Below are 21732 nucleotides of genomic sequence, written 5' to 3'. Positions count from 1 at the left end.
TGTATTAACAAACAATTAATTTTATCGTGTTTATACGCCTTTTGATATGTAAATTATATAAAAAAAGAAAAGCTTGAATTTATATTCAAGCTTTAAAAAAGGTATGTGTTAAGATTTTTAAATATTAAACCCTAGTGTAAGTGTAATATTTGAGTTTTTAGAATCTATAACGGCTGCATCAGTAAGTCCAACGTTATATAATTGAGTTTCTGATGTTCTTTGTGCTTGGTCGTAAGTGATATCTAGTTTGGTGTTTCCAAAATTAAAACCAACCCCAAATGAATATCCCGTTAAATCACCAACGGTTGTTTCATTTTTGTAAGGGCTCTCTTCAAAACGATAACCACCTCTAAAACTAAATTGTTTATGTCTGTATTCTCCCCCAAATCGATACGTTGAAGCTGCTTTTAAATCATTACTTATAGTATTGTTTTGACTTGAGAAAAAGGGGTCAGATGTAGGTTTGAATTTTATAGATCCGTAATCTTTTCTTGAATAATCAAAACTAAACAACCCTTGTTCGCCAAAAACATAAGCAAGACTTCCTGATATTTTTCCAGGTGTTTGTAGCCTGTAGTCAGGATATATATTTATAATTTGTGGATTCACCGTGGCGGGACCATCAGTCTCGGAATCTGTAAATAAATATTGAGTTGTTTCTTCTGAAATGGTGAGCCATGTTGGAGAATCATAGGTCAATCCTACTCTAAACTCATTACTAAGTTTTAAGATACCTCCTAATTGAAAAGAAAAACCAGTACCAGTTGTAGATAAAGTATTTTCAAACTGAATATAATTAATTATGGAACCAGTGTTTGAGTTATTTTCATAAAGAAATGTATTTCGGTCATAGTTAATGAGATGCGAATTTAAATTAATACCTAAGTATAAATTATCTTCATATTGAACAGCAGCATTAAACGTTATTTTTCCATTATAACCGGTTGATGAATAGCTGTAGTTTTGGTTAAAAGTACCGTCGGCAAGGTTTGAAAAATAAGTAGTATTAGCATCATCATCTGCATCTGGTTCTAAAATGAAAGATTCATAGCCGAGAAACGCTTGCTGATTACCAAAACCGTATAATTCACCAATTTCAGCATACGCATTTGTCAAAGATTCAGCTGGCAAAGCTGAAATTTCATCAAGTCTTAAGCCATCTGCATATCCTAAGAAGTATAAATCAATAGAATTATTATTTGTATTTGTTCCTGAAGCAACCCAATTATTATCAAAATTATTTAATTTATCATAGTTGATGCTAAATGTGAATTTTCGCCATGGTGAATTGGTGTTACTATTGGAAAACACAAAAACACCACCGCCTTGACTCACATCAAATTTAGTTTCATTAGAATTGTTAAAATTATTAAAATATTGTGTATCGTTTTGTATGTCTAAATTAGAAACTGTAAAGGAGGCATGGCTTCTAGTGAAAACCGCTGAACCTGCAGGGTTTAAACTAACTGAACTCATATCGCCACCAAGGGCTCCAAAAGCACCACTTAAGGCTCTAAAACGAGCTGTTCCTTGTATTTCTTCTTGCGAATATCTTAGGGCATCAGTGATATTTTGCCCGTACATAAAAGACATAGAAAGTATGCCTATGAATAGTAAACTTAACTTTTTCATATTAGTTTTTTTAATTTTTTAAATTATCCGCGTCTTCTGCTTGACGACCCTGAGCTTCTGCTTCCACTAGATCGACTACTACTTGATGATCTTGTAGTGCTGCCAGAACTTCTGCTGCTGCTACCTGAATTATAACTACGAGATGGTGTAGAAGATGAACTTCTGCTCGAAGAGTTATTATAACTGGAGTTGCTACTAGGTTGAGAGCTTCTTCTATACGTTGAAGACGATCGTGTACGCGATGTTGAGCTTGCCGTTGGTGTCGAAACACCAGACGATCTTCTTCTAACATTATACGTATTTCCTGAACTATTAACCCTATTAGAGGTATTTGAATTCGTGTATCTGGTATCACTTCGTCCTGAAGCATTAACCCTACTCGTGGTGTTTGAATTCGTATATCTAGAATCACTTCGTCTTGAAGTATTGTTGTACCTTGAAGTTGTATTATTTGATCTTGAACGCGTGTTTAAATTGGAATTATAGCTAGAAGCAATACTTCCTCTTCTCGAAGCACTGTAAGATACATTTCTGCGTCCGTAAAAATTATTTCCGTAAAATCTATTGTTCCAGCCCCAACCAATATTAAAAGCCCAACCTCCATAAAATCCACCACCATAAAATCCAGGACCCCAAAAAGGATCGTAAAAGCCCCAGTTGTTCCAACCCCAATTGTTCCAGCCCCAAGTATTGTAACCCCAGTTGTTCCAGCCCCAATTATTCCATCTGTTCCATCTCCAATTATTCCATCCTAAACCAAAACCAGCATTCCAACCCCAGTTGTTAAACCCGTTGTCGATAAAATTAATGGTTACACTATTATTGGTTTGTCCCCAACCAGAATATCCTTGATAATTATTGTCTATTGTATCATTTTCAACATAAGCACCTTGGTATTCATCAATATCGGTAAAAACTTCTCCATTAGTCAAATAATCATACTCTAAAGATTTTTCTCTAAAGTAATTTTTATAATAATTATTGCTATTAGAATTATTTTGAACTTCAACAACAGTTTCTTGATATCTAGAATTTGGGTTTGTTCCATAAATACCGTCATCTTCTGCACCAACATATTGATAAGAACTGCAAGATGCTAAACTAAATAGTAAAGTTAAAATTGCCAAAAATGGTATTTTCCGTTTTAAGTAGTTGTTAAATTGCATATCTGTGTTATTTTATTGTTGAACATAACAAAAATAGTTAGTTTTGCTGAACTATTTTTTTATTTAACATAGTCACAACTTTTGTGCCAAAACATAATTATGAGCAAAAAACTAACTGCCAGAGCCGAAGATTATTCAAAATGGTATAATGAACTTGTTGTTAAAGCTGATTTAGCAGAGAACTCTGCAGTGAGAGGTTGTATGGTTATAAAACCTTATGGTTATGCCATTTGGGAAAAAATGCAAGCAGAATTAGATAGGATGTTCAAAGAAACTGGGCATCAAAATGCCTATTTTCCATTGTTTGTGCCTAAAAGCCTTTTTGAAGCTGAGGAAAAAAATGCTGAAGGTTTCGCTAAAGAATGTGCTATTGTAACACATTACCGACTTCAGAACGATCCTGATAAACCAGGTAAATTAAGAGTTGATCCTGAAGCTAAATTAGAAGAAGAACTTATCGTTAGGCCAACCAGTGAAGCCATCATTTGGAATACTTATAGAAACTGGATTCAATCTTATAGAGATTTGCCTATTTTAATAAATCAGTGGGCTAATGTTGTAAGATGGGAAATGCGGACACGTTTATTTTTGAGAACAGCTGAGTTTTTATGGCAAGAAGGTCATACAGCGCATGAAACTAAAAAAGAAGCTCTTGATGAAGCCAAACTTATGAATAATGTGTATGCCACCTTTGCAGAGAACTTTATGGCTATGCCAGTTATTCAGGGCCTTAAGTCCGAAAGTGAACGTTTTGCTGGAGCAGAAGAGACTTTTTGTATTGAAGCACTTATGCAAGATGGCAAAGCGTTACAGGCGGGAACTTCACATTTTCTTGGTCAGAATTTTGCAAAAGCATTTGATGTGAAATTCGCCAATAAAGAAGGGAAGCAAGATTATGTTTGGGCCACATCATGGGGCGTTTCAACGAGGCTAATGGGTGCTTTAATTATGACTCATAGCGATGATTTTGGATTGGTATTACCTCCAAATTTAGCGCCAAATCAAGTCGTGATTGTGCCTATATATAAAAGTGAAGAACAGTTAGAGGCCATTTCTAAAGTAGCAAATGATATTTTAGTAGATCTAAAAGCAAAAGGAATTACTGTAAAGTTTGATAATAGAACGACTTATAGGCCTGGGGCAAAATTTGCTCAACATGAATTACAAGGCGTTCCATTGCGTATAGCTATTGGTCCAAAAGATTTAGAAAACGGAACTGTTGAACTGGCCAGACGGGATACGCTAACTAAAGAGATTGTTCCTTTGAATGATTTAACATCGGTTATAGAGCAATTATTAAAAGATATTCAAGAAAGTTTATTCGATAGAGCCCTAAATTATAGAGATTCTCACATTACCGAAGTCGAAACTTTTGAAGAATTTAAGGATGTTTTAAAAACTAAAGGCGGATTTATCTCTGCACATTGGGATGGAACAAATGAGACTGAGGCTAAAATAAAAGACCTTACTAAAGCTACTATTAGATGTATTCCGTTGATTAACAAGGAAGAAGAAGGGGTTTGTGTATTCTCAGGAGCACCTTCAAAATGTAGAGTATTGTTTGCAAAAGCCTATTAATTATTTTTTTTAAAAAAAATATTATCCAACTATTGTGACATTTAAAAATAGTTGTATTTTTGCATCCGCAATGGAAACATTGAGAGTTATTTGAAAACGGTGTAAGTTTGTAAATAAAAAAATAAATTTACCTAGTAATAAACAAATGGCCCGTTCGTCTATCGGCTAGGACGCCAGGTTTTCATCCTGGTAAGAGGGGTTCGATTCCCCTACGGGCTACAATTTTAATAAAAAAAGAACTAATGGCAAATCACAAGTCAGCGTTAAAAAGAATTAGAAGTAGCGAAGCTAAACGTGTTGTAAACAAATATCAACATAAAACTACTCGTAATGCAGTTAAAAAATTGCGAGAGTTAACAGATAAAAAAGAAGCTGAAACCATGTTTCCAACTGTTGTTTCTATGTTAGATAGATTGGCAAAGAAAAATATTATTCATGCTAATAAAGCAGCAAACCTGAAGTCCGGTTTAGCGAAGCATGTTGCTTCTTTATAGTATTAATATATTCTAGTTATATAATATTAAAGCCTCTCATGATGAGAGGCTTTTTTGTTTTATAATATGAAACATATTTGAAAAAAAAATGCTTTGAAAATTTTCAAAGCATTTTTAATATATGATAAAAAGTTTACAAATTAGCCATTCATTGAGACTAAAAACTCTTCATTATTTCTAGTTTGTTTAAAGCGATCATTAATAAATTCCATCGCTTCAACAGGATTCATGTCTGCTAAATATTTACGCATTACCCACATTCTTTGAATCGTGTTCGCATCTAACAATAGATCATCTCTACGCGTGCTTGAAGAGGTAAGGTCAATAGCAGGAAAAATTCTACGGTTAGATATTTTTCTATCTAATTGCAATTCCATGTTACCCGTTCCTTTAAATTCTTCAAAGATAACTTCATCCATTTTAGAACCTGTTTCAGTTAAAGCCGTAGCAATAATTGTTAGGGAACCTCCGTTTTCTATATTTCTTGCAGCTCCAAAGAAGCGCTTTGGTTTATGTAAAGCATTAGCATCTACACCACCACTTAATATTTTACCCGAAGCTGGTTGTACCGTATTATAAGCTCTAGCTAAACGTGTAATGGAGTCTAAAAGAATCACCACATCGTGACCACATTCTACTAAACGTTTGGCTTTTTCAAGCACAATGTCTGCTATTTTAACATGTTCATGAGCTTCCTTGTCAAAAGTTGAAGAAATAACTTCACCCCTTACGTTACGCTGCATATCTGTAACTTCTTCAGGACGTTCGTCAATTAATAGAATCATTAAATATACTTCAGGATGATTGGCTGCAATAGCATTCGCAACATCTTTTAGAAGCATCGTTTTACCTGTCTTAGGTTGAGAGACTATCATGCCACGTTGCCCTTTTCCTATTGGTGAGAATAAATCCATTATTCTAGTAGAAATAGTGCTTTGTCTTTCAGCAAGATTGAATTTTTCTTTTGGAAATAACGGTGTTAAATGTTCAAAAGAAACACGATCTCTTACGACTTCTGGTTTTTGACCGTTAATTTGGATTACTTTTATTAAAGGAAAATATTTTTCACCTTCTTTTGGAGGTCTTACGTGTCCAAGAACCGTATCGCCTTTCTTTAAACCAAATAATCTAATTTGTGATTGAGACACATAAATATCATCAGGAGACGATAGGTAATTGTAATCTGAAGATCTTAAGAAACCATAACCATCTTGCATCACATCTAAAACACCTTCACTTTCAATAATGGCATCAAATTCGTAATCTGGCTCCCTGTAGCGATTTCTATTATCCTTGTTCCCGTTGTTTTTATTTTGATTTTTTTGTTGAGGCGTATGTTCTCTTTTTTGATGAGGTTTTTGTTTCTCTCTAGGTCTACTTTCCTTCGCTTTAGTTTCATTGCTAGCCGTATTTTTTTGTGGATCTGGACTCGATTTTAGTTTTGGCTTACTTTCAGCGGCTGGAGTAGGTTTTTTGGCCTCTACTTCATTTTCAACAGGAGGCTCAGCCATTTTATTTGGCGTATTCTTTGCTGGTTTTTGAATACGAGCTCTAGGTTTTTTTTCTCTGGTTTCACTGGGTTTTTCAGAAGTGGTTGCAGCTTCTGGTTTTAGGACTTCAGTAACAGATTTTGGGTTAGTAGCTTGATGATCTAATATTTGGTAAACTAGATCTGATTTTTTTAAAGAACGGTATTTTGCAACGTTCAATTTTTTTGCAATCTCTTGTAATTCAGAGAGTTTCTTTTCGTTTAATTGTGAAATTTCAAACATTTGATGTTTACTTGAAAATTATAAAATGAATATAAATTTGAGTTGTTCTGAAAAAAAAATGATTTTTTATCTGAAGAAATAACAACCTACACCTGTGGTTGTTATATAATGTTACTGCAATAATACAACTTTATTTTAATTTTTTAAGTGAATTTTAGAAAAGAAACTATTATTTTTGCCGTCTAGTTTTTAAAATCAAAATGCTACAACGTATACAAACTATATACCTTTTACTATCTGCAGGCGTTTCTGCAGGGCTGATTTATATAGTTCCTATTTGGGAAACTAAAGACGGAGTTGATGTATATGCTTTTAATGAAGTTTTGTCTCTGAGTTTATTTATTAGTTCGGCATTACTATCTTTAATTTCAATTTTCATGTTTAAAAAAAGGAAGTTTCAATTTGTTTTGGGACGACTTAACATCATATTAAACTTTTTTTTATTAGGATTTTTTGTATATCAATCTCTAAGGATATCTGGAGAAACGGCGGTTTCTGAGAAAGGTATTGGGATGCTTCTTCCTATAATTTCTATCGTGTTGTTGGCATTAGCTAATAAGGCCATCAAAAAGGATGAAGATCTTGTAAAATCTGTAGATAGATTGCGATAAACCTAACATCTTAGTAGTATTAGTGCGTTAAAACCCAAGGTGAAAGCTTTGGGTTTTTTAGTTTTTTATTTGGGCGTTACCACAAGGATCTGGCTATACGTTACAAGTCCTCGCTCGTACCTCACTGTGTGCTTTGCACTGCTATCCCCAACGCAATTAAAATATCAGATTTTAAAAAAAAGAACAAAAAGGGTGAATCTTTTAATAACGTTTTTCAAACTCAATCACTTCTAAATTTTCAATATTACTACCATTAATGGTAAAGCGAAGCATTGTTCTTACTTTATGAAATCCATGTTTACCAACTGCTCCGGGATTCATATGAAGCAAATTTAATTTTTTGTCTGGCATCACTTTCAAAATATGTGAATGTCCACTAATAAACAGTTTTGGTGGATTTAACCTAATGTCTTCTCTTATACGGATATCATAGGCTTTTGGGTATCCCCCAATATGGGTTATCCAAACATCAACATCTTCACACATAAAACGGTTATGTTCAGGGAATTCAGATCTAATAGTTGAGTTATCGATATTACCATAAACAGCTTTGAAAGGTTTTATTTTTCGAATGGCATCACTTACGGTTATATCTCCAATATCACCAGCATGCCATACTTCATCTGCCTGTTTTATATATTTTAAGATATCGTCATCTATATAACTATGAGTATCGGACAGTAATAATATTTTTATCATTATAAAATGTTAATGGTAAATCTAAACTCGTAAATCTATTTATCTTTGTTGTTTAAACAAAAGTATCAAAATAGATTGAGGTATTTTATTCAACTTTCTTATAACGGTAAAGATTATCATGGATGGCAAAATCAGCCTAATGCAATATCTGTGCAAGAAGTTATTGAAAAGGCATTAACAATTATTTTAAAGGAAGAAATTACCATTGTAGGTGCGGGAAGAACAGATACTGGTGTCCACGCAGTACAAATGTATGCACATTTTGATACCGATGTTAGTTTTAAGGAAGAGGATCTTGTATTTAAGCTTAATTCATTTTTACCAAAAGATATTGCAATACACAATATGTTTAAAGTAAAACCCGAAAGTCATGCCCGTTTCGATGCCTTAAGCAGAACATATCGATATAGAATTGCTTTAAAAAAGAATGCGTTTAATTTTGAAAGCGCTTATATTTTATCAAAGACATTAGATATTGATAAAATGAATGATGCTGCGAACATTTTATTTGAGTATAAAGATTTTCAATGCTTTTCAAAAAGTAATACAGATGTAAAAACGTATCATTGTAAGATAATGAAAGCCGAATGGCACGTCGAAAATGATGAGCTTCATTTTGTTGTGAAAGCCGATCGTTTTTTACGAAATATGGTTAGAGCCATTGTTGGAACTATGATTAATATTGGAATAGGAAAGATTGAAATTTCAGATTTGCATCAAATTATAAAATCTAAAGATAGGAGCGAAGCAGGTTACTCTGTTCCTGCCCATGCATTATATTTAATAGACGTTGAATACCCAGAAGAGATAATTTTATAAATGAGTAAAACTAAAGAACAAGTTTTTGATATTAGTTTATTTAGACGTTTGTTAACGTATATAAAACCGTATAAATTAGTCTTTTTTGGGGTGCTCATGTCTGTTTTGTTGATTTCTGTTTCTGGAGCGTTAAGACCAAAAATATTACAACTTGCAATTGATAATAACATATCTACTAAAACGATAGAAGGGTTCTTGCCTTACGTGGTTATTATGGGTGTTATGCTAATGCTTGAAGTGATTTTTCAATTACTTTTTATTTTTTATGCAGGCTGGTTAGGGCAAAATGTAGTGAAAGATGTTAGAGTAAAATTGTTTAATCACTTGCTGCGTTTTAAAATGAAGTATTATGATAATTCTTCAGTTGGGGTGCTAATTACAAGAGCCGTAACAGATATGGAGCGTATAGCCGATATTTTTGGACAAGGATTGTTTACTATATTCAGAGATTTATTGACAATGGTGGTGGTATCTGTATTCATGATAATCATGAATTGGAAGTTGAGCCTTATTGTATTTATTATGCTTCCAGTAGTTTTGGTTGCTACCAGAGTTTTTCAAAAGTATATGAAAAAAGCTTTTGAAGAAGTTCGTACAGAAGTCTCTAATTTAAACTCATTTGTACAAGAGCGTATCACTGGGATGAAGATTTTACAACTCTTCACGAGAGAGGATACAGAATATAAAAAATTTAAAGCCATTAATGACCGTCATAAAAAAGGATGGCTAAAAACGGTTTGGTATAACTCCATTTTTTTTCCAATAGCAGAGCTGTCAACATCTATTACCATTGGTTTAATTGCATGGTATGGAGGCTTAAATGTGGTTTTAAGTGATACCGCGTCCGAAGGGGATTTAATTTCTTTTATCATGTTTATCCCTATGCTTTTTAGGCCTTTAAGGCAGATTGCAGATAATTTTAATACGTTACAAATGGGAATGGTCGCTGCTAACAGAGTATTTAAAGTACTTGAAACGAATTCTCAAATAGATGATAACGGAACCATTGAAGCCACTTCTTTTCAGGGAAATATTCGTTTTAAAGATGTTTATTTTAGTTATATAAAAGATGAAGAAGTTTTAAAAGGTATATCATTTGATGTTAATTCTGGCGAAACAGTTGCTATTGTAGGAGCAACAGGAGCAGGCAAATCAACTATTATTAATTTATTAAACAGGTTTTACGAAATTAATGAAGGTAATATAGAAGTAGACGACACCGATATTAAAAAGATAACATTATCGTCATTAAGAAAACAAATAGCCGTGGTTTTGCAAGATGTATTTTTATTTGCAGATACTATCATGAGTAATATAACACTTAATAATCCCGATGTTACAGAAGACCAAGTGATTCAAGCGGCAAAAGATATTGGTATTCATGAGTTTATTTCGAGTCTTCCAGGTGGCTATTATTATAATGTGAAAGAGCGAGGCGTGATGTTGTCTTCGGGTCAGCGTCAGTTGATTTCGTTTTTGAGAGCCTATGTCACCAATCCTAGTATATTAGTACTAGATGAAGCAACATCTTCTGTAGATTCGTATTCAGAGCAACTCATCCAAACAGCAACTGATAAAATCACAACAGGGAGAACATCTATTATTATAGCACACCGTTTAGCAACGGTAAAAAAAGCCGATAAAATTATTGTGATGGATTCGGGTCATATAGTTGAAGAAGGAACTCATCAAGAGTTACTTAAAAAGAAAAAGGGGTATTACAAAAATCTGTACGAGGTTCAGTTTTTACAAGAAGAGGAGGTTGGTTAACGTTCTTTTTGTTTTAGTACTAAATCAAATCTTTTTTAATAAGCTCTTTAAGTTCTTCAGTATCTTTAAAAACAATAAATTCACCATCAACAAAATAGGAAATATGTCCAGTTTCCTCACTAACAACAAGTGCTAAGGCATCTGTTTTTTCTGTAATACCCATTGCGGCTCTATGTCTTAAACCAAAGCGTTGCGGAATCGTTTTTTCATGATTAACGGGTAAAATAACACGAGTAGCCTTAACGATATTATTTTTTATGATAACAGCACCATCATGAAGTGGGCTATTCTTAAAAAAGATACTTTCTAAAATAGGTTGTGTGACCTTAATATTCATTTCATCGCCAGTAGACATCAGGAAATCTAAATTGTTATTGCGTTCAAGTACAATTAAAACACCTGTTTTTGTTGATGCTAATTTATTACAGGCAGAAACAATCGTATCTACATTGGTTTCGTCTCCGGTTTCAGTCTTTAAAAAGGTAATATGCTTTAAAAAATTTCGCCTTCTGCTAAAATTAGTCGAACCAACCATCAATAAAAACTTCCTGATTTCTGGTTGAAATACTACGATTAAAGCAATAATCCCCACTTTCATAAATCCGCCAAAAATTCCGGTTAACAATTCCATGTTTAGGAAATCGGTTAATCTCCAAGCCAGATAAATAATAATGATTCCAATAAAAATATTAATAGCAACAGTGCCTTTAACCAACTTATAGATATAATAGAGTAGAAGTGCTACCAGAATAACGTCTATGACATCAACAACAGTAAATTTTAAAAGGTCTTTAAAAATATCCAAAGTATATGGGTTTTGGTAAATTTAATAAAATATAGCTAATTAAATACAAATTCATCCTTGGCTATTGTGACATTCTTTAAATCTAATTTTGATAGAAGGGATTTGTAAGTAATATAGTCTTGAAAGGTTAAACTTTTATCTAGTTCAGAAACTAGGATAGTCCGTCCTTTCTCAACAAGATTAGTTTCTAAATGTTTTAAAAGATCCTTTTGATTTGTTGAATGCGTAAATGAGGTGTCATTTGAAATAAAAGAAACAAATGTAGAATCAAGAGAATGTACTTTTATGTTTATTATTTGATAGGCTTTTGCATTGTTTTTGTTTAAATAACTTTGTGAATCATCTTCATGGTAAACAACATCTGTAAATTCTATAAAACCTAAATTTTTTATGCTCGTATTATTACAAGAATAAAAATTTTTAGCATTCTCATTCTTATGCATTTCTGCATTTCGCTTTTTGCCCTGCAAGTAAATAATTTTTGGAATAGCTTGCCCTAAGGTTAAACGTTTGTCTACATTTACCAGCCAATTGGTCGTGCTTATTAAGTTTTTTCTGTTAAGTTCAATACCATCAGGAAAAGTTTCATCATAGAATAAATAGGCAGCGGACACATCATTTATTTCTGAAATTTTTGAATCTTCAATTTCTGGTAGCTCAATAATTTTATCTTTTCCACAAGAAATAACAAGACAAATAATAAGGCAATAAAAAAATAGTTTCATTAAATTATTTAGGGTTTAAAGATTGAACCAGTTTAATACATTCTACGGCTTCCTTTACATCATGAACACGTAATATTGATGTGCCTTTTTGTAAAGCTATTGTATTTAAAACCGTTGTTCCGTTGAGCGCTTCTTTGGCTGAAGTTTCTAAGCTTTTGTAAATCATAGATTTTCTCGAAACACCAACAAGTAATGGTAATTCCAGTATCTTAAAAAGCTCTAATTGGTTTAATAACTCATAATTTTGTTCTATCGTTTTTGCAAAACCAAAACCTGGATCAATAATTAAATCTATGATTCCTAATTGTCTTGCGGCTGTAATACGTTCAGAAAAATAAAATAAAATATCTTTTGTTAGATGGTTGTAATTGGTTTGCTGTTGCATGGTTTGAGGTGTTCCTCTCATATGCATCATAATATAAGGAACATTTAAATCTGACACCGTTTGTAACATGTTGTCATCTAACTTTCCTGCAGAAATATCATTAATTAAAGCAGCACCAATTTCAATACATTGCTTCGCCACATTACTTCTAAACGTATCAATAGATAACACGGCATCCGGAAACTCTTTTAAAATTGAAGAAACAATAGGTAATATACGGTTTAGTTCTTCACCTTCACTTACAAATTCGGCGTTGGGTTTAGAGCTGTAGGCACCCACATCAATAAATGTAGCTCCGTCAAGTAACATGCGTTCAATATGCGTTAATATGGCTCTTTCTTGGTTGTATTTACCACCATCAAAAAATGAGTCTGGGGTGACGTTTAAAATTCCCATGACTTTTGGTGATGACACATCAATGAGTTCTCCTTTGCAATTAATTGTCATTTAGAAGCAATCGTTTTTTTAAAATATGAAACCTCAAAGTTAACTTAATTAAATAAAAATTGTTTGAAATTTTAATCTGAAATTTTGATCTCTAAAACTTTGAGTCTTTAACTTTGAACTTTAAACTATTTAAGCGAAATTTACACAAAATTCCAAGTAATCAATGCAAGATACTTCTAAACAATACGATACTGTTGTAAACACCTGTAAAAGCTTATTTATAAAAAAAATGAAAGACTATGGAAGTGCATGGAGAATATTGCGATTACCATCACTAACAGATCAAATTTTTATAAAAGCGCAACGTATAAGAGGTTTGCAGCAAAATGAGGTTAGGAAAGTAGATGAAGGCGAAATAAGTGAGTTTATAGGTATTATTAATTATTGTATTATGGCCTTAATTCAATTGGATAAAGGTATCGCAGAACAACCAGATTTAACAACGGCAGAGGCTACCAAGCTATATGAGGAAAAAGTAGCGATTACAAAACAGCTTATGGAAGATAAAAACCACGACTATGGCGAGGCATGGCGTGATATGAGAGTGAGTTCGTTAACCGATTTAATTCTTCAAAAGCTTTTACGAGTGAAGCAAATTGAAGATAATCAGGGAAAAACATTAGTTAGCGAAGGCATCGATGCGAATTATCAAGATATGATTAATTATGCCATTTTTGCCCTTATTCATTTAAATGAAAAATAACACCTCCCCAAAGGGAAATTAATTATAAAACATGAAGTTTTTAGTACACATTTCAAGACTATTTGTTGGTATTTTATTTATTATTTCTGGATTAATAAAACTGAATGATCCCCTTGGGTTCTCATATAAATTACAAGAATATTTTAGTGTAGATGTACTTAATATGACGTTTTTAGAACCCTACGCCTTAATGATTTCTGTTCTGGTAGTGGTTTACGAAGTGGTTTTAGGTGTTTTCTTATTAATAGGTTATAAACCAAAATTCACGGTATGGAATTTATTAGGAATGATAGTTTTCTTTACATTTTTGACCTTCTATTCGGCGTATTTTGATAAAGTTAAAGACTGTGGTTGTTTTGGTGATGCTTTAAAATTAACCCCATGGCAAAGTTTTACTAAAGACATAGTTCTTTTAGTTTTTATACTTGTTTTATTTATTGGTGTTAAGCATATCAAACCGCTTTTCAATAATTTAACTACGACTATTTTAGCCTTATTAAGCTTTATTTTAAGTTTTTGGCTTGGGTACCATGTGTTAATGCATTTACCAGTAAAAGATTTTAGAGCATATAAAATTGGTGCTAATATTAAGGAAGGTATGCAAATACCAGAGGATGCTCCCAAACCAGTTATTGAATATTTTTGGAAGTTTAATGTTAATGGAGAAGAAAAAGTAATTTCAAATAATGGAGCTTACCCATCTATAGAAGGTGATTTTGTTTCTGTTGATACGAAAGTGATTGATGAAGGTTATCAGCCACCTGTCGTTGATTTTTCTATAGAATCCAATGAGGGCGATTTAACAGACCAGTTTTTAGTTGAAGACAAACTTATTATGATTGTGTCTTACAGCCTAGAAACCATAGAGACTGAAGGCGCTGCAAAATTAAAGGCGTTTTCCGACAAAGCTATGGAAAATGGGTATACTGTTATTGGCTTGACCGCTTCTGGAGATGATACAAAGAAAAAAATTATAGACACCTATAAACTAAACTTTGATTTTTATTTATGTGATGAAAAAGCACTTAAAACTGTAGTGCGCTCAAATCCCGGGATTTTAGAATTAAACAGGGGGACCGTTATGCAAAAGGTGCATTGGAATGATATTGATGATTTGAAATTATAAGGACCTTATTTTTATATTAAATATAGGTTCTTTCAGAATTAATTATATGCTCCATAAATATCAATTGTTTTCCCGATATAATTCTTCTATGGTTAGCCTTAAAAGTAAAATAAGAGTAAATTTGCATTTTGAAAAAACGATTTCAAAACGTTAAAATCAAAAACATGAATAAAATTAATTACTTAGTTTTAGTTTGTTTGGTATTCTTTAGCTGTGATGCACAAGAGCCAGCTACATTTTCAGACGAAGCATTAAACGATACGTTTATAACCTTAGAAGGCCAAGAAATCACCTTTAAAAATATTTTAGAAACTCATAAAGGTTCAACTTTAGTCATTGATATTTGGGCATCTTGGTGTAAAGATTGTTTAGGCGGTATGCCAAAAGTAAAAGTCTTACAAAAACAACACGAAGAAGTTACGTATGTTTTTTTATCTTTAGATAAAACTCAAGAAGCTTGGAAAAAAGGCATTAAAAAATATAATATTGTAGGTGAGCACTATTTCATGCAATCGGGATGGAAAGGGCCTTTTGGTGATTTTGTGAGATTAGATTGGATACCAAGATATATGGTAGTAGATAAAGAAGGAAATATTAAACTATATAAGGCTGTGAAAGCAGACGATACAAAAATTAAAGACGTATTATAATGAGAAAACAAATTGTAGCAGGAAACTGGAAAATGAATAATGATTTATCTCAAACAGAATCATTAATTACTGAATTAAAGAAAGCAAAAAAAACATCGAATGCAGAGGTGATGATCGCACCAACCTTTACGAATCTTTATAAAGCATATGAAGCCTTAAGAGAAACGGATATAGAAGTAATTGCGCAAAACATGCATTTTGCTGAGAATGGGGCCTATACTGGTGAAATTAGTGCAAGCATGTTAAAAAGCGTTGGTGTTAATACCGTTATTTTAGGACATAGCGAGCGTCGTGAATATTTTAATGAAACAGATGAGAGTCTTGCTAAAAAAGTAGATGCGGCCTTAGCAAACAAAATGCGCATTATATTCTGTTTTGGTGAAGTATTAGCTGATAGAAAATCAGGAAATCATGAAGCTGTGGTAGCAAGCCAAATAAAAAATGCTTTATTTCATTTAAAAGCATGGGATTTTAAAAACATTGTGTTGGCATACGAGCCAGTTTGGGCAATAGGGACTGGTGAAACTGCAAGTCCAGAGCAAGCTCAAGACATGCATGCCTTCATCAGAAAAACACTCGCTGATCGTTATGGTTATGAAATTGCTAACAATGTCTCTATCCTTTACGGTGGTAGCTGTAAACCAAGTAATGCGCAAGAAATTTTCTCAAAACCAGATGTAGATGGTGGTTTAATAGGAGGTGCAGCACTTAATGCAACAGACTTTTTTGCAATAGTGAATGCGTTTTAAGTTTTAATAATAATTTAGGCGTTACCCACACTTTTTGGTGTGGGTCGCGCTTTTACCTATATCTTTTTCTCGTACCTCAAAAAAGGATGCCGTTTCAATCGCTAACGCTGGGGTATTTTCGTGAAAAATAATTATATACCATAAATTATCATGTCTAATTTAATCTATATAGGTTATCAATTTAGAGTAATACCACTTCAGCCAGGGGTAGAAATTTTAATAGCAGAACTGGGTTATGCAGGTTTTGAAAGTTTCGTAGAAACAGAAGATGGGGTTACAGCATACATTCAAAAAGACGAATGGAATACCGATATTTTAAACGATATTCAAATTCTAGAATCCCATGAATTTGAAATCACATATACCTTTGAAGACATTGAGCAAACCAATTGGAATGAAGAATGGGAAAAAAATTTTAATCCTATTGTAGTTGATGATGTTTGTGCTGTTCGTGCGCCTTTTCACGAAAAGTTCGATACGCAATATGATATTATTATAGAACCAAAAATGAGCTTTGGTACTGGCCACCATGAAACCACACACATGATGATTCAGCATATTTTAAAAAATGATTTCACTGATAAATCAGTTTTAGATATGGGTTGTGGCACTGGTGTTTTGGCAATTCTGGCAGAGATGAAAGGGGCCAAACCTGTTGATGCTGTAGATTATGATAATTGGTGTTACCTTAACAGTTTAGAAAACGTAGTGCGTAATAATTGTGAACAAATCACTGTGATAGAAGGTGATGCGAGTGTTTTAGCTGGTAAGACCTACGATATTATTATTGCAAATATTAATCGCAATATATTATTACAAGATATAAAAATCTATACATCGAGCTTAAATAAAAAGGGCATGTTGTTTTTAAGTGGTTTTTACAAAGAGGATATACCTATGATTCAAACAGAATGTGCAAAACATTTGTTAAAATTTGAAGAAAAATTGGAAAGAAACAATTGGGTTTCGTTAAAATTTTTAAATTAGTAAAAAAATCTACGTTATGAGTCCTAAAGAAAGAACATCAGAAAAGAGTCTTGTTGACGAAAAATTGGTTTCTCAAAAAGAAATCGTTTTACATAATGATGATGTTAATACATTCCATCATGTTATTGAAACACTAATGTTTGCCTGTGATCACACACCTGAACAAGCAGAGCAATGTTCTTTAATAGTACACTATAATGGAAAATGTACGGTAAAGACTGGCCCTTACAAGGATTTGAAACCTCGTTGCACCTTGCTACTTGAAGCAGGTTTAAGCGCTGAAATTGTTTAAAACTAAAAAGCTTTAAAGACTATTTCTTTTTACAAGTGTTAATTCCAAAAGGTGAATAAAGCGGACAAAAACTAATTAAACTTGTTAATAGGAAAACGAGTCCTAAGGCCATTAAGACATAAGCTAAAGTTCCTTCAATAACATTAAAGAAGTATAAAGCGGCTATTGCTAGAGCAATAACAATGCGTATACCTTTGTCTGCACTTCCCATGTTTTTTTTCATAATATATAGTTTAATTTATTTTATAGTTGTAGGACATACAAAATCAGACATTTGTACGCCTGTCTTTTTTAACTCATCAAAACCACCTTCAATATTTACTAAATTATAGAATCCGCGTGCTTTTAAAATTGATGCAGCAATAACTGAGCGGTAGCCACCAGCACAATGAATAAAATAGGTTTTATTTTTATCGATAATGTGTAAATTTTCATTAATAAAATCCAAAGGAAAATTCTCTACGCCTTTAAGATTCAGATACATAGATTGATGTTCGCCCGACTTTCTAACATCTAGAATATTCAAATCTTGCATATTTGTTTTGTGAACAAAATTTTCAGCAGAAACAGAATCTAAAACATCAATATCTTTACCAGAAGCCTTCCAACTAGCAAAACCTCCTTTTAAATAGCCTAAAGTGTTATCATATCCTACTCGAGATAATCGTGTTACGGTTTCTTTTTCTTTACCTTTTGGGGTTACTAAAAGAATAGGTTGTTTTAAATCTGTTATTAGCGATCCAACCCATGGTGCAAATGCACCTTCTATCCCAATAAAAATTGAATTAGGAATATGCTCTTTTACAAAGTCATCTTGATGTCTAACATCAAGTACTAAAGCGCCTTCATGATTAGCAAGGGCCTCAAATTCATCAACATCTAAAGGAGTGTTTCCTTTTTTTAATACATTTTCAAACGAGTCGTAACCAGATTTATTCATCATAGCGTTTTTAGCAAAATATTGTGGTGGTGGTGGAATACCTTCAAGAACTTCCTTAACAAATTCCTCTTTTGTCATATCATTTCTAAGAGCATAATTAGTTTTCTTTTGCTCTCCAAGCACACCAACAGTTTCTTTACTTAAGTTTTTGCCACATGCAGATCCTGCACCATGAGCAGGATATACTATAACATTATCTGCTAGAGGCATTATTTTTTTCCTTAAAGAATCATAAAGCATTGCAGCAAGGTCTTCCTTTGTTAAGTCTGATTTTATAGCGAGATCAGGTCTTCCTACGTCTCCTAAAAATAAGGTGTCTCCAGAAAAAATAGCATGGTCTTTTCCGTTTTCATCAATTAACAAAAATGTAGAAGATTCTAAGGTGTGTCCGGGTGTATGAAGCACTTTAATGGTAATATTACCAAGTTTAAATATCTCATTATCTTTAGCTATATAGGCATCATAACTTGTTTTAGCACTTGGGCCAAATACTATGGTAGCACCTGTTTTTTTTGCTAAATCTACGTGCCCAGAAACAAAATCAGCGTGAAAATGAGTTTCAAAAATATATTTAATTTTTGAGTTTTCACTGTTGGCCTTGTCTACATATTGTTGTGTTTCTCTTAAGGGATCTATGATAGCAACTTCTCCATCAGATTCAATGTAATAAGCTCCTTGAGCTAAACATCCTGTATATATTTGTTCTATTTTCATTTAGTAATTTTTTATCAATACAAAAATATTAAACCTTCTTAATTTCTATGTGATAAATATCACATTTAGTTTTTAAATTCTTTATAAATAATGTAAAAGGCCATGAGTAATGTAGCCCATCCAAACCCTTTTTTAAGTTTTTTACCGCTAATAAATTTTGAAAGGAATACGCCTAACAAAATACCGATAATAGTAAAAAAAGAAAACGATAACAAAAATAACCAATCAATTTTTATCGTTTGCATATCACCTGTAAAGCCAATCAATGAGTTTAAAGTTACAATAATTAAAGACGTTCCTACTGCCTTTTTCATTGGTAAATTAGCCCAGAGGACTAAAGCAGGCACGTACAAAAATCCACCACCTGCTCCTATAATACCAGTAATAGTTCCAATAGCTAAGCCTTGTATAAAGGTTTTATAATAAGGCTGCTTAATAGAAGCTAACTGTTCTTCTTTTTTATCTTGAATCATCGATAAGGATGCAAATAGCATAACGATGGCAAAAAATGTCATAATAGCGACATCTTTTGTTAACGTGTAATTTCCAATATTGAAAAACACATCGGGTAATCCAGGTACCAAATATCTTCGTGAAAGATAAACAGCTAAAAATGAAGGAAACGAAAATGACAATCCAATTTTTATATCGGCGAGCCCACTTTTATATTTTTGAATAGTACCAACTAATGAAGAAGACCCAACAACAAATAGGGAATAAGCCGTTGCAATAATAGGATTATAACCTAAACCGTACACCAGTAAGGGAACCGTTAGTATAGAACCACCACCACCGAGAAGTCCTAAAACTAAACCGACAATTAAAGCACCAATATATCCAAAAACTTCGGTGAATTCCATATTAATTAGGAAGTTTATCCTTAATAGCACCATAAATAAGAGTGCCTATCATCGCTGATGCAATGACGATAAGCATACTAAAAATACCGGTACCTACTAAAACATACATAGGGCCTGGGCAAGCACCAATAAGACCCCAGCCTAATCCAAAAACAGTACCACCTATTATATATCTAAATAATCCATTTTCTTTTTTTGGAACAAAAATTTCTGAACCTAAAACACTTTTAATATGACGTTTTTTTGAAATTTGTAAGAACAAGATTCCAGATATGACGGCGGTTCCTATAATACCATACATGTGAAACGATTGAAAACGAAACATTTCGTAGATGCGATACCAAGAGATAGCTTCGGATTTAACAAGTACAATTCCAAAAAATATACCAACCAATAAAAACTTTAAAAACTTCATAATCTATAAGATGTAAGGTAAAATAAGATTAACCATAATTAATCCTCCAACAAAGAAACCAATTACGGCAATAAGTGATGGTTTTTGTAAACTACTAAGACCTAAAATAGCATGACCAGAGGTGCAACCGCCAGCATAACGGGTTCCAAATCCTACAAGTAAACCACCAACAATTAAAATAATGAGTCCGTGAGTACTAGTCATCGCTTCAAAACTAAAAATTTCATTGGGTACAAGACTTTTTCCAGCGTTATTAAAACCTAATTGGTTTAGTTCTTTAATAGTTTTTGGGTTTAGATTTGTAGGTGTATTGTTTGAAAGAACATATTTTGCTATAAAACCGCCAATAATAGCACCTAAAACAACAACTAAATTCCAAATACTTTCTTTCCAGTTGAATTTGAAAAAATCAATAAATTTTCCAGCTCCAACTATAGAACACATGGTTTGAAGGTTTGATGACATGCCGAACGTTTTTCCAAAATATAGCAACAAAGCCATCACTAATGTGATTAAAGGGCCTGAGATATACCATGGCCAAGGATTTAAAATGTATTCCATGTTAATGATTTGTTTTTAGAAAATAGTGATGTTTAAAAATCTATGACCTCAATCTTGTTTCTGCTTAATTTGATTTTCTTTTCGTTCTCAAGTTGTTTCAAAATTCTAGAAATCACAACTCTTGAAGTGTTTAAATCTTCAGCTACATCATTATGTTTAATATCTAAATTGGTAGATGCAGATAGTTTTACTTTATCAATTAAATATTTATAAACACGCTGATCCATTTTCATAAACGCTAACGTATCTATAGTTTCAAGCATTTCATTAAAACGTATTTGATAAGCATCTAAAATAAAATTCCTCCAACTATCATTATTTTGAAACCAATAATGAATTTTACTTACAGGAATCAGGACTAAGCTTGAATCGCTTTCAGCCACCGCTCTAATATTACTTTTTGATGTTTTTAGGCAGCAAGTTAGGGACATAGCGCACGTGTCTCCGGCTTCTAAAAAATAAAGTAACAAATCATTTCCATGATTATCTTCTCTTAAAATTTTAATGGTTCCGCTTAATAACAGCGGAATATAATTTAAAGGTTGGTTGATGTCTATAATAATATCATCTTTTTTAAATTCCTTATAAATACCTGACTCAAAGATTTCTTTTAAGAGATCATCATCTAGGATTTGGTTAAATTTTTGTTGCAATAATTTATTTGTCATATTCAAAAGTAATGATTTTATAAATTTGAAATAAATTGTTTGGCTCTAATTTAATAAAAATAGTATATTTGCACCCACAAAAAAGGCCTCGTGGCGCAACTGAATAGCGCACTTGATTACGGCTCAAGAGGTTACTGGTTTGAATCCAGTCGAGGTCACTAATG

24 protein-coding genes and 2 tRNA genes are annotated in these 21732 nt (G+C 32.7%); 13 read left to right on the top strand and 13 right to left on the bottom strand.

The window, feature by feature from the left end:
* Positions 1-117: 117 nt before the first annotated feature.
* Together AC15TD_RS03315 and AC15TD_RS03310 are read right to left on the bottom strand one after the other, a co-directional pair.
* Positions 118-1632 carry an OmpP1/FadL family transporter gene (locus AC15TD_RS03315; RefSeq protein ID WP_484450717.1) on the bottom strand — a complete coding sequence of 505 codons (1515 nt, stop codon included), beginning with the start codon at positions 1630-1632 and terminating at the stop codon, positions 118-120.
* A 23-nt stretch (positions 1633-1655) separates the two neighbouring features.
* Entirely contained in the window at positions 1656-2798 is a 1143-nt protein-coding gene (locus tag AC15TD_RS03310) for a hypothetical protein (protein ID WP_484450716.1), read from the bottom strand.
* 99 nt (positions 2799-2897) lie between these two features.
* On the opposite strand from AC15TD_RS03310, the gene proS reads away from it, so the two are divergent.
* The 3 genes from proS (at position 2898) to rpsT (ending at position 4870) form a co-directional block, all read left to right on the top strand.
* The gene (proS, locus tag AC15TD_RS03305) at positions 2898-4376 is read left to right on the top strand and encodes a proline--tRNA ligase (protein ID WP_484450715.1); all 1479 of its coding nucleotides are present in this window, start codon (positions 2898-2900) and stop codon (positions 4374-4376) included.
* 147 nt (positions 4377-4523) lie between these two features.
* Positions 4524-4595 (top strand) — tRNA-Glu (locus AC15TD_RS03300).
* A gap of 23 nt (positions 4596-4618) precedes the next feature.
* Entirely contained in the window at positions 4619-4870 is a 252-nt protein-coding gene (rpsT, locus tag AC15TD_RS03295; RefSeq protein WP_484450714.1) for a 30S ribosomal protein S20, read from the top strand.
* 140 nt (positions 4871-5010) lie between these two features.
* On the opposite strand, the gene rho is transcribed toward rpsT, so the two are convergent.
* The gene (gene rho / locus AC15TD_RS03290; RefSeq protein WP_484450713.1) at positions 5011-6642 is read right to left on the bottom strand and encodes a transcription termination factor Rho; all 1632 of its coding nucleotides are present in this window, start codon (positions 6640-6642) and stop codon (positions 5011-5013) included.
* Between the two features lie 200 nt (positions 6643-6842).
* Between rho and AC15TD_RS03285 the strand changes: the two genes are divergently transcribed.
* On the top strand, positions 6843-7253 hold the full coding sequence (locus AC15TD_RS03285) for a DUF4293 domain-containing protein (RefSeq protein WP_484450712.1): 411 nt from the start codon (positions 6843-6845) through the stop codon (positions 7251-7253).
* A gap of 201 nt (positions 7254-7454) precedes the next feature.
* Here the strand turns inward: AC15TD_RS03285 and AC15TD_RS03280 are convergent, their stop codons facing one another.
* Positions 7455-7952, bottom strand: coding sequence for a metallophosphoesterase family protein (locus AC15TD_RS03280; protein ID WP_484450711.1), 498 nt, complete (start codon positions 7950-7952; stop codon positions 7455-7457).
* Positions 7953-8027: 75 nt separating this feature from the next.
* Between AC15TD_RS03280 and truA the strand changes: the two genes are divergently transcribed.
* Positions 8028-8771 (top strand): tRNA pseudouridine(38-40) synthase TruA, encoded by a 744-nt coding sequence (gene truA / locus AC15TD_RS03275; protein ID WP_484450710.1) that lies wholly within the window; start codon positions 8028-8030, stop codon positions 8769-8771.
* A complete protein-coding gene (locus tag AC15TD_RS03270) occupies positions 8772-10541 on the top strand; it encodes an ABC transporter ATP-binding protein (RefSeq protein ID WP_484450709.1) in 1770 nt (589 codons plus the stop codon).
* A 19-nt stretch (positions 10542-10560) separates the two neighbouring features.
* Here the strand turns inward: AC15TD_RS03270 and cdaA are convergent, their stop codons facing one another.
* The 3 genes from cdaA to folP are packed head-to-tail and all read right to left on the bottom strand — an operon-like array spanning position 10561 to position 12903.
* Positions 10561-11346 carry a diadenylate cyclase CdaA gene (gene cdaA, locus AC15TD_RS03265; RefSeq protein WP_484450708.1) on the bottom strand — a complete coding sequence of 262 codons (786 nt, stop codon included), beginning with the start codon at positions 11344-11346 and terminating at the stop codon, positions 10561-10563.
* Positions 11347-11381: 35 nt separating this feature from the next.
* Positions 11382-12071: a hypothetical protein gene (locus AC15TD_RS03260; RefSeq protein WP_484450707.1), complete on the bottom strand. Its 690-nt coding sequence runs from the start codon at positions 12069-12071 to the stop codon at positions 11382-11384.
* Positions 12072-12075: 4 nt separating this feature from the next.
* Positions 12076-12903, bottom strand: a complete 828-nt coding sequence (gene folP, locus AC15TD_RS03255) for a dihydropteroate synthase (RefSeq protein WP_484450706.1) — start codon at positions 12901-12903, stop codon at positions 12076-12078.
* 163 nt (positions 12904-13066) lie between these two features.
* Here folP and AC15TD_RS03250 point away from each other — a divergent pair, with 163 nt between their 5' ends.
* From AC15TD_RS03250 to AC15TD_RS03225, 6 genes are all read left to right on the top strand, one after another.
* On the top strand, positions 13067-13606 hold the full coding sequence (locus tag AC15TD_RS03250; protein ID WP_484450705.1) for a DUF1599 domain-containing protein: 540 nt from the start codon (positions 13067-13069) through the stop codon (positions 13604-13606).
* 31 nt (positions 13607-13637) lie between these two features.
* The gene (locus AC15TD_RS03245) at positions 13638-14732 is read left to right on the top strand and encodes a BT_3928 family protein (RefSeq protein ID WP_484450704.1); all 1095 of its coding nucleotides are present in this window, start codon (positions 13638-13640) and stop codon (positions 14730-14732) included.
* A 164-nt stretch (positions 14733-14896) separates the two neighbouring features.
* Entirely contained in the window at positions 14897-15382 is a 486-nt protein-coding gene (locus AC15TD_RS03240; RefSeq protein ID WP_484450703.1) for a TlpA family protein disulfide reductase, read from the top strand.
* Positions 15382-16131 carry a triose-phosphate isomerase gene (tpiA, locus tag AC15TD_RS03235; RefSeq protein WP_484450702.1) on the top strand — a complete coding sequence of 250 codons (750 nt, stop codon included), beginning with the start codon at positions 15382-15384 and terminating at the stop codon, positions 16129-16131. The genes AC15TD_RS03240 and tpiA overlap by 1 nt, the downstream gene beginning before the upstream one ends.
* 150 nt (positions 16132-16281) lie before the next feature.
* Complete coding sequence (gene prmA, locus AC15TD_RS03230; RefSeq protein WP_484450701.1) at positions 16282-17118, top strand: 50S ribosomal protein L11 methyltransferase; 837 nt, start codon at positions 16282-16284, stop codon at positions 17116-17118.
* Between the two features lie 16 nt (positions 17119-17134).
* A complete protein-coding gene (locus AC15TD_RS03225) occupies positions 17135-17410 on the top strand; it encodes an ATP-dependent Clp protease adaptor ClpS (RefSeq protein ID WP_484450700.1) in 276 nt (91 codons plus the stop codon).
* Positions 17411-17429: 19 nt separating this feature from the next.
* Here AC15TD_RS03225 and AC15TD_RS03220 read toward each other — a convergent pair whose 3' ends face one another.
* From AC15TD_RS03220 to AC15TD_RS03195, 6 genes are all read right to left on the bottom strand, one after another.
* Positions 17430-17633: a YgaP family membrane protein gene (locus AC15TD_RS03220; RefSeq protein WP_484450699.1), complete on the bottom strand. Its 204-nt coding sequence runs from the start codon at positions 17631-17633 to the stop codon at positions 17430-17432.
* Between the two features lie 15 nt (positions 17634-17648).
* The gene (locus tag AC15TD_RS03215) at positions 17649-19064 is read right to left on the bottom strand and encodes an MBL fold metallo-hydrolase (RefSeq protein WP_484450698.1); all 1416 of its coding nucleotides are present in this window, start codon (positions 19062-19064) and stop codon (positions 17649-17651) included.
* Between the two features lie 65 nt (positions 19065-19129).
* Positions 19130-19924, bottom strand: coding sequence for a sulfite exporter TauE/SafE family protein (locus tag AC15TD_RS03210; protein ID WP_484450697.1), 795 nt, complete (start codon positions 19922-19924; stop codon positions 19130-19132).
* A 1-nt stretch (position 19925) separates the two neighbouring features.
* Positions 19926-20339 carry a DUF6691 family protein gene (locus AC15TD_RS03205; RefSeq protein WP_484450696.1) on the bottom strand — a complete coding sequence of 138 codons (414 nt, stop codon included), beginning with the start codon at positions 20337-20339 and terminating at the stop codon, positions 19926-19928.
* A gap of 3 nt (positions 20340-20342) precedes the next feature.
* Positions 20343-20900, bottom strand: coding sequence for a YeeE/YedE family protein (locus AC15TD_RS03200; protein WP_484450695.1), 558 nt, complete (start codon positions 20898-20900; stop codon positions 20343-20345).
* Positions 20901-20932: 32 nt separating this feature from the next.
* The gene (locus AC15TD_RS03195) at positions 20933-21568 is read right to left on the bottom strand and encodes a Crp/Fnr family transcriptional regulator (RefSeq protein WP_484450694.1); all 636 of its coding nucleotides are present in this window, start codon (positions 21566-21568) and stop codon (positions 20933-20935) included.
* Positions 21569-21652: 84 nt separating this feature from the next.
* On the opposite strand from AC15TD_RS03195, the gene AC15TD_RS03190 reads away from it, so the two are divergent.
* A tRNA-Arg gene (locus AC15TD_RS03190) sits at positions 21653-21726 on the top strand.
* The last annotated feature ends 6 nt before the right edge of the window (positions 21727-21732 follow it).

It is taken from the genome of Yeosuana sp. (assembly GCF_057126245.1).
Note: the sequence above shows the minus strand (reverse complement) of the source record. Positions and strands in the feature narration are given on the sequence as shown.